Source organism: Waltera intestinalis (assembly GCF_009695995.1).
GTDB classification, from domain to species: Bacteria; Bacillota; Clostridia; order Lachnospirales; family Lachnospiraceae; genus Acetatifactor; species Acetatifactor intestinalis.
The window spans coordinates 1-5,672 of the sequence record NZ_VUMU01000027.1; the positions used below are offsets into that span (position 1 = coordinate 1).

Annotated in this window: 8 protein-coding genes; 7 read left to right on the top strand and 1 reads right to left on the bottom strand. The window is 39.1% G+C overall.

Going from position 1 to position 5,672, the window contains the following annotated elements; all coding sequences use genetic code 11:
• The first annotated feature begins 136 nt into the window (after positions 1-136).
• The 6 genes from FYJ59_RS13655 to FYJ59_RS13680 all read left to right on the top strand — a co-directional run bounded on the left by FYJ59_RS13655 (position 137) and on the right by FYJ59_RS13680 (position 3,833).
• Positions 137-325 (top strand): hypothetical protein, encoded by a 189-nt coding sequence (locus FYJ59_RS13655; protein ID WP_154498858.1) that lies wholly within the window; start codon positions 137-139, stop codon positions 323-325.
• A gap of 26 nt (positions 326-351) precedes the next feature.
• A complete protein-coding gene (locus FYJ59_RS13660) occupies positions 352-825 on the top strand; it encodes an HAD domain-containing protein (RefSeq protein ID WP_154498861.1) in 474 nt (157 codons plus the stop codon).
• Between the two features lie 46 nt (positions 826-871).
• Complete coding sequence (locus FYJ59_RS13665) at positions 872-1,585, top strand: metallophosphoesterase family protein (RefSeq protein ID WP_154498863.1); 714 nt, start codon at positions 872-874, stop codon at positions 1,583-1,585.
• 4 nt (positions 1,586-1,589) lie between these two features.
• The gene (locus FYJ59_RS13670; protein ID WP_205839561.1) at positions 1,590-2,597 is read left to right on the top strand and encodes a nuclease-related domain-containing protein; all 1,008 of its coding nucleotides are present in this window, start codon (positions 1,590-1,592) and stop codon (positions 2,595-2,597) included.
• 64 nt (positions 2,598-2,661) lie between these two features.
• Positions 2,662-2,871 carry a hypothetical protein gene (locus FYJ59_RS13675; protein ID WP_154498869.1) on the top strand — a complete coding sequence of 70 codons (210 nt, stop codon included), beginning with the start codon at positions 2,662-2,664 and terminating at the stop codon, positions 2,869-2,871.
• Between the two features lie 107 nt (positions 2,872-2,978).
• Positions 2,979-3,833 carry an endonuclease/exonuclease/phosphatase family protein gene (locus FYJ59_RS13680; protein ID WP_154498872.1) on the top strand — a complete coding sequence of 285 codons (855 nt, stop codon included), beginning with the start codon at positions 2,979-2,981 and terminating at the stop codon, positions 3,831-3,833.
• A gap of 259 nt (positions 3,834-4,092) precedes the next feature.
• On the opposite strand, the gene FYJ59_RS13685 is transcribed toward FYJ59_RS13680, so the two are convergent.
• Entirely contained in the window at positions 4,093-4,482 is a 390-nt protein-coding gene (locus tag FYJ59_RS13685; protein ID WP_154498876.1) for a helix-turn-helix domain-containing protein, read from the bottom strand.
• 436 nt (positions 4,483-4,918) lie between these two features.
• On the opposite strand from FYJ59_RS13685, the gene FYJ59_RS13690 reads away from it, so the two are divergent.
• Positions 4,919-5,467 (top strand): hypothetical protein, encoded by a 549-nt coding sequence (locus FYJ59_RS13690; RefSeq protein ID WP_154498879.1) that lies wholly within the window; start codon positions 4,919-4,921, stop codon positions 5,465-5,467.
• The last annotated feature ends 205 nt before the right edge of the window (positions 5,468-5,672 follow it).

The following is a 5,672-nucleotide window of genomic DNA, read 5'->3' on the forward strand; positions in this document are numbered from 1 at the left end:
TAAACATCCTGATATCCATGATTTTGGGCCTAGGGGAATGGCATAGACTTAGATAACATCTCTATGAAAAAAAGAAAATGTAAGAAAAAGCGAGTTAACAAGAGAAAAACAAAGATTATTATGGGAGGAAAAGGAAATGAACAATGTATCAGTAAACAGCAACAAAAAGAACACAATGGATGTAGCAGTGGAGGCATATGGTGCAGACGAAGATTATGGTATTGAAGAGGCCGAGTGGGAAGAACACGAATTAACGTTAGCAGAATGTTGGGATGCAATTGATATAGACGAAGAGGTCCTCGAAGATAATGTTTATGGAATGTAAACAGGTGGATAGTGGAGGAAAAGAGAATGAAAAGTGCAATATTTTTAGATGTTGACGGAGTTCTGAATACAAGAACAACGGTGGAGCGTACACCGGATGGATATCATGGAATTGATGATGCGAGAGTTGAAATCCTTGCAAAGGCAATGGAGAAATACGGGAATACAGAACTTGTTCTGACATCTGACTGGAAAGAGATGAAGCCGGAAGCAGATGACTTCCGATATTTGGTATCCAAGCTGGAAAAGCAGGGATTACGACTGACTGGGAAGACGACAGACCACTGGAATCACAGAGGGGAGGGAATCCTGAATTATCTGGAAGAACATCCGGAGATAGAGGAATTTGTAATATTGGATGACCAGAAATTCGATTTCAGGGAATATCCGAAATTATGGGAGCGACTTTTACTTACGAACGGTATCGAGAGGGCGGAATTTGCTTCGAAGACTCCGGCAGTGGAGACCATTGTATTCCTGGAAAACATTAAAGAAAGTTGAGAAAATTACAGAAGATGCAGTTCTTTGGGAAAAGGAGAAAAAGTATATGAGCACATTTGTAATTGGAGATATTCACGGGGAATACGAGCAGTTGAAGGTGCTGCTTGCAAAAATGAATTTCGGAAAGCAGGACAAGCTATATGTCTTGGGAGATTTGGTGGATCGTGGCCCTGATCCGATCAAGACACTGCAATTTCTGATGAGACTGTCGAATTGTATCTGTCTGGTGGGTAATCATGAATTTATGGCATATATGGGCATGAAAATTCTGTTAAAAGAAGTTACGGAAGAATCTGTATGCGATTTTGCAGAGGAGGATCAGGAAAAATTAAAGGAATGGATGCTCAACGGCGGAGCTGTGACGATTGCAGATTTTGTTGGACTTTCCCGGGAAGAGAGAAAGGAGGTTATGGAGTATCTGGGAAATCTTGAGACTTATGTGGAATTAGAGGTGAACGGGCAGAAATATTTGATGGTACATGCCGGACTGGGGAATTTTTCGGAGGAAAAACCGATGGAGGAGTACACTCTGGATGATCTCATCTGGGCAAGAGCAGATTATAGCATACCTTATTATAAGGACAAAATCGTAGTCACGGGTCATACGCCTACCCAGACAATTCCGGACAATCCTCATCCGGGCTGTATTTACAGAGCCAACAATCATATTGTGATGGATTGTGGTGCCGGCTTTAAAGAGGGAAGGCTGGCAGGAATCTGTCTGGAGAATGGGAAAGAATATTATGCAAAGGAGAATTAGTATTATGAACAGAAAAAACAGTACTACAAAAGCACAAATTCTAAAAGAATTTGAGGATACAGGTATTCTCCGTCAGACGACCTATGCGAAGAAAGAGGTGGAAGGAGAACTGCGAAAATTTCAGAGTATGATTGTTTCTAAATGTGAAGGCTTTCCCGGTGATTCCAAAATTTCAGATATACAGGCTTATATACTTGCATTGGCAGAGAAAAAAGATCTTTTGGAGGATCCGAAGATTATAAAATTTAATGAAATGTCTAATGAACTTAACAAACTTATAGCTTTTGAAATCTCGGGAAATAAAGGGGAACGTATACTGGCGCACAACTTGGAATGGGTCAGGGTGAAGAACAGGTCCCTTATGAATTTAGAACTGGGCGATGACAATTTCAAAACAGAAATTGATGGAGTAGTGGTTACATCAAAAGCTATTTTTCTTATTGAAGTGAAAAATTCTTCACAGGACATATATATATCACCACATGGAAATTACTATAGAGCCAATGACCGTAAGAAGATCCTTTTTAATATCGCCAATAAAATGAATTGTCGGTATTATATGTTGCGAAAAACCCTCCGGCAAAGCGGATTTAAAAAGAAAATAAAAATATATAATCTTTTAGTTTTCACAAATCACAATTGTGCATACGTAAATGAATATAAATATATCAAAGTTTGTTCGGCTATTCAGATTTCAGGTACCATACAAAAATATAGAGCATCGAACTTGTATGATGAAGAAGATATGAATTTTATACAGGATTGTCTTAGAAAAGCAAGTAAAGTCACGAAATATCCTATCGCTTTTGATTTTAAGGAATACGTGGAACTTTATGCAGATGTATTACTGATGACAGAACCACAAACTCTTGAGGTGGCGTATGCGGATAAAAATTGCAAGGATTGTGTGGTAATGGCTGCTTTCAATTTACTGAATAAAATTATAAGGAAGACAAAATTCGTTTATGCCACATTAGCTACTTTACAAATCCGTTTTCGTCTAATTAAATAATACCCCCGGAAAAATTAGATGGGTGGTATTCAGACAATTAATATAGGGAAAGGAGGGGAGAAAAATGCCTTTTTATAAAGTATTTTCAAAGGTAGGAACTACTATGTACAACAAGGATGCATACGATGCATTAAAAGCACAATATGAGATGAAAGGATATACTTCTAAGAAATCGAAGTATGCGGCACTTGGCTGCCTGTCTGGCAGATCTCAGGGGCATACCTGTAAGTGGTATGTTAAGAACGGTCAGGTTGTATTTGAAAGAATAACCTGACACAAAAGAGGAAACGGGAATAGGAAACACTATATTCCCGTTTCCTTATTTTATTTATTACAACTGAATATAGAATAAAAAACAAAATATTTAAAAGGAGAAAAAATATGGGAAAAAGTAATCTCACAACGTTCATTGTATCGTATAATGCTGCCGGTTATGCATGGAAGCTCAGCCAGGAGAGCTGGGCAAGCCGATTGCAGAGATCTTGTAACTATATACGGGAAACAGCGCCCGGAGCATGGGTTATAGGGCTTTCCGAAGTTATTCCGGGCAGGGATGACAAGTATCTGGCGATCCTTCAGAAATCATTTCCTGAGTATATTCTTGTAACCCCTCATGCATACAGGAAGAACAGCAGTCCAAGATCAGCAATTAATGTATTGCTCATTCACCGTGAAGGATACCGATACCATGCCACTCGAACCCTGGAAGACCTGGAGAACAGCCTGCTTTATAATTATGTAGGGATTGACACAGATCATGGATACTACAGGGTACTGAACATTCATATCCCCCACACGGATAATGGGGACCGGCCTATATGGTATCAGCGGAACCGCATCGACCTGAGGAAAAAATTTGAGGTCGCCTTGAAAAAAACCTGTCGAACCTATGCGCAAGAACTGGAAATGCCCTTTGTACTACTCGGCGACCTCAATGCAACACCTGACGGAAGCCTGATACAGGAATTGACCAACCCCTATGGTCCCTGCCTCTTCAATGCCACATTGACTCGCAATTGGGTAACCCCTACATACATAAACCCGGAAAGGGGCTCCGCGCATCTTGATGGAATTTTCTATAGTACAGGAGCTATGCAATCGGATATGCTGACGGTTAGGGAAAACCAAATTCTCCGGGAGCCGGTAGACGAGAAAATGTCCGATCACTGCATGATTCTCGGGCAAATAGTGATGCGGTATGAGGAACCGGCGCTATATTGGGATAAAGAGTCATAAATATAATTCAAGATAAAAACAGTGCGCCAAACTGTCGACTTTAACAAAAAGAATTGTTAGGTCAGCAGTTTGGCACACTGTGGTTGATAGGAGAGGACAAGGGCTATGAATCTAAAAAAGCAATGTACGCAGCACTGGGGTGTATATCTGGCAGATCTCAAGGGCATACCTGCAAATACTCTGTTCAGAATGGTCAGGCCATATTCAAGCAAATTGCGTGAAACGGAAAGGATGGTTCGCCAAAGGAGAACCATCGAAATTAATTTGTCTTAAATAGATATGACAGAATTTGTATAAATTGTGTTTGCTCTTCACTTGAAAGAGATACATATTTCTCTAAAAAACTCCTTATATATATATCGTTGGGATCCATACTTGTGGACAGTGATTCTAAATAAAATTTCAATTTTTCGTCAAGAGATACTCGCATTGGTCCAGCACCACTAATTAACCATTGCTCAGATATGTTAAAGGCATGAGCAACAGATAATAAAAAAGCGGAACGAGGTCGCACATCATTCTGTAATTTTAGTTTACTTATGTAGGCAGGTGAACATGAGAGTTTACCGGAAATCTCTACATTGGATAATCCGGAGTCTTCAAAAACTGTGCGTAATCTATTTAGCTGCGGGTTAGGGGCCTTTTTCACTTTGAATCTCCCTTAGATGTTATTTTTATATAAAATATTATAACATATGATGCGCTTAAAAACAACCCAATTGCTTTTAAAAAGGAATAAGTTACTTTAAAATAAAACAGTAATCGTTATAAGAATATCTTGACGGATATTGCTTTAGATGATAGCATAAACTTAGAATTGACTTAGCAACACTGAGAATCCACAAAAAAGAGGTGAAGGCAATGCGGAAGAAAGAACAAAATATTGATATTGATGAAATCCTGTCTGATATGTTTCCGAACGCGACCACGGAGGACGAACTTGAATACGAGCTTGACTGTATTTGGAATGATTAATTATTTAGATATTGTATGTTTATTATCCAATAGTGCTGCCACTTCTACTGCGTATTCCGAAGTGGCAGAGCATAAAAGAAAACGAATCATACATAAAGAAAGGGAAAAGAATGAATAAACAGCAGGCAAAGAAAAGAATATTAGATTATCTGAAACAGAATAGAATTCCCTATAAACTTTTAAACGAAGAGGACAAACCCATTTCCATTGCGGATGCCGATACCATTTATCTGTCTACGGAAATTCCGGATGTTATCGGAGGATTGATAGAGACCAGCATTTACTTTCGTAATGAATATTTGTACTGCCAATCCTATTATTGCAAGCCGCTTGTAGAGAACGAAGAGCAGGCGATCCGCGCAGCGCGGATCGTGAATTATCTGAACGTACATCTTTATTATGACTGTAATGATCTTTATGAGCACGCTTTCGTGTTTGATGAGGATCATGGGGATGTATTTAACGGCTGTCATATCAGATATGAACTCCTCGAGGAATACTTTGAGGAATCCATGAATCATATTTTAAATTTCGGGGTACAGCAGATATCGGAGGTATGCCCGGCTGTAGTATCGTATATTCAGCAAGGGGATTATCCCTTTGTAACAAAGGTATTGATAGAACATAAACTTAAGGGCAGGGATATAGGGCAGTTGTAACAAACTGTTCAATATCCGATAGTATGTAAAAAGAGGAGAACACTATGTTTCAATTAGTACCATCACAGGTAATGAGAAAAGGAGCATTCCTGTTAAGTAACAAATAACCGGTTTGCAAAAAATGAGTGCCTACCATAGAATAATGATTGTTAACTTGGCGGTTAATAAAAATCATTGTTCAGAGGAGACACCCACAAATGAATTA

What these genes read in the sequence shown, in the direction of transcription:
- FYJ59_RS13690 (WP_154498879.1), top strand. Translation starts at nt 4,919, where the DNA reads ATGAATAAACAGCAGGCAAAGAAAAGAATATTAGATTATCTGAAACAG.
- FYJ59_RS13660 (WP_154498861.1), top strand. Translation starts at nt 352, where the DNA reads ATGAAAAGTGCAATATTTTTAGATGTTGACGGAGTTCTGAATACAAGA.
- FYJ59_RS13655 (WP_154498858.1), top strand. Translation starts at nt 137, where the DNA reads ATGAACAATGTATCAGTAAACAGCAACAAAAAGAACACAATGGATGTA.
- FYJ59_RS13675 (WP_154498869.1), top strand. Translation starts at nt 2,662, where the DNA reads ATGCCTTTTTATAAAGTATTTTCAAAGGTAGGAACTACTATGTACAAC.
- FYJ59_RS13680 (WP_154498872.1), top strand. Translation starts at nt 2,979, where the DNA reads ATGGGAAAAAGTAATCTCACAACGTTCATTGTATCGTATAATGCTGCC.
- FYJ59_RS13665 (WP_154498863.1), top strand. Translation starts at nt 872, where the DNA reads ATGAGCACATTTGTAATTGGAGATATTCACGGGGAATACGAGCAGTTG.
- FYJ59_RS13670 (WP_205839561.1), top strand. Translation starts at nt 1,590, where the DNA reads ATGAACAGAAAAAACAGTACTACAAAAGCACAAATTCTAAAAGAATTT.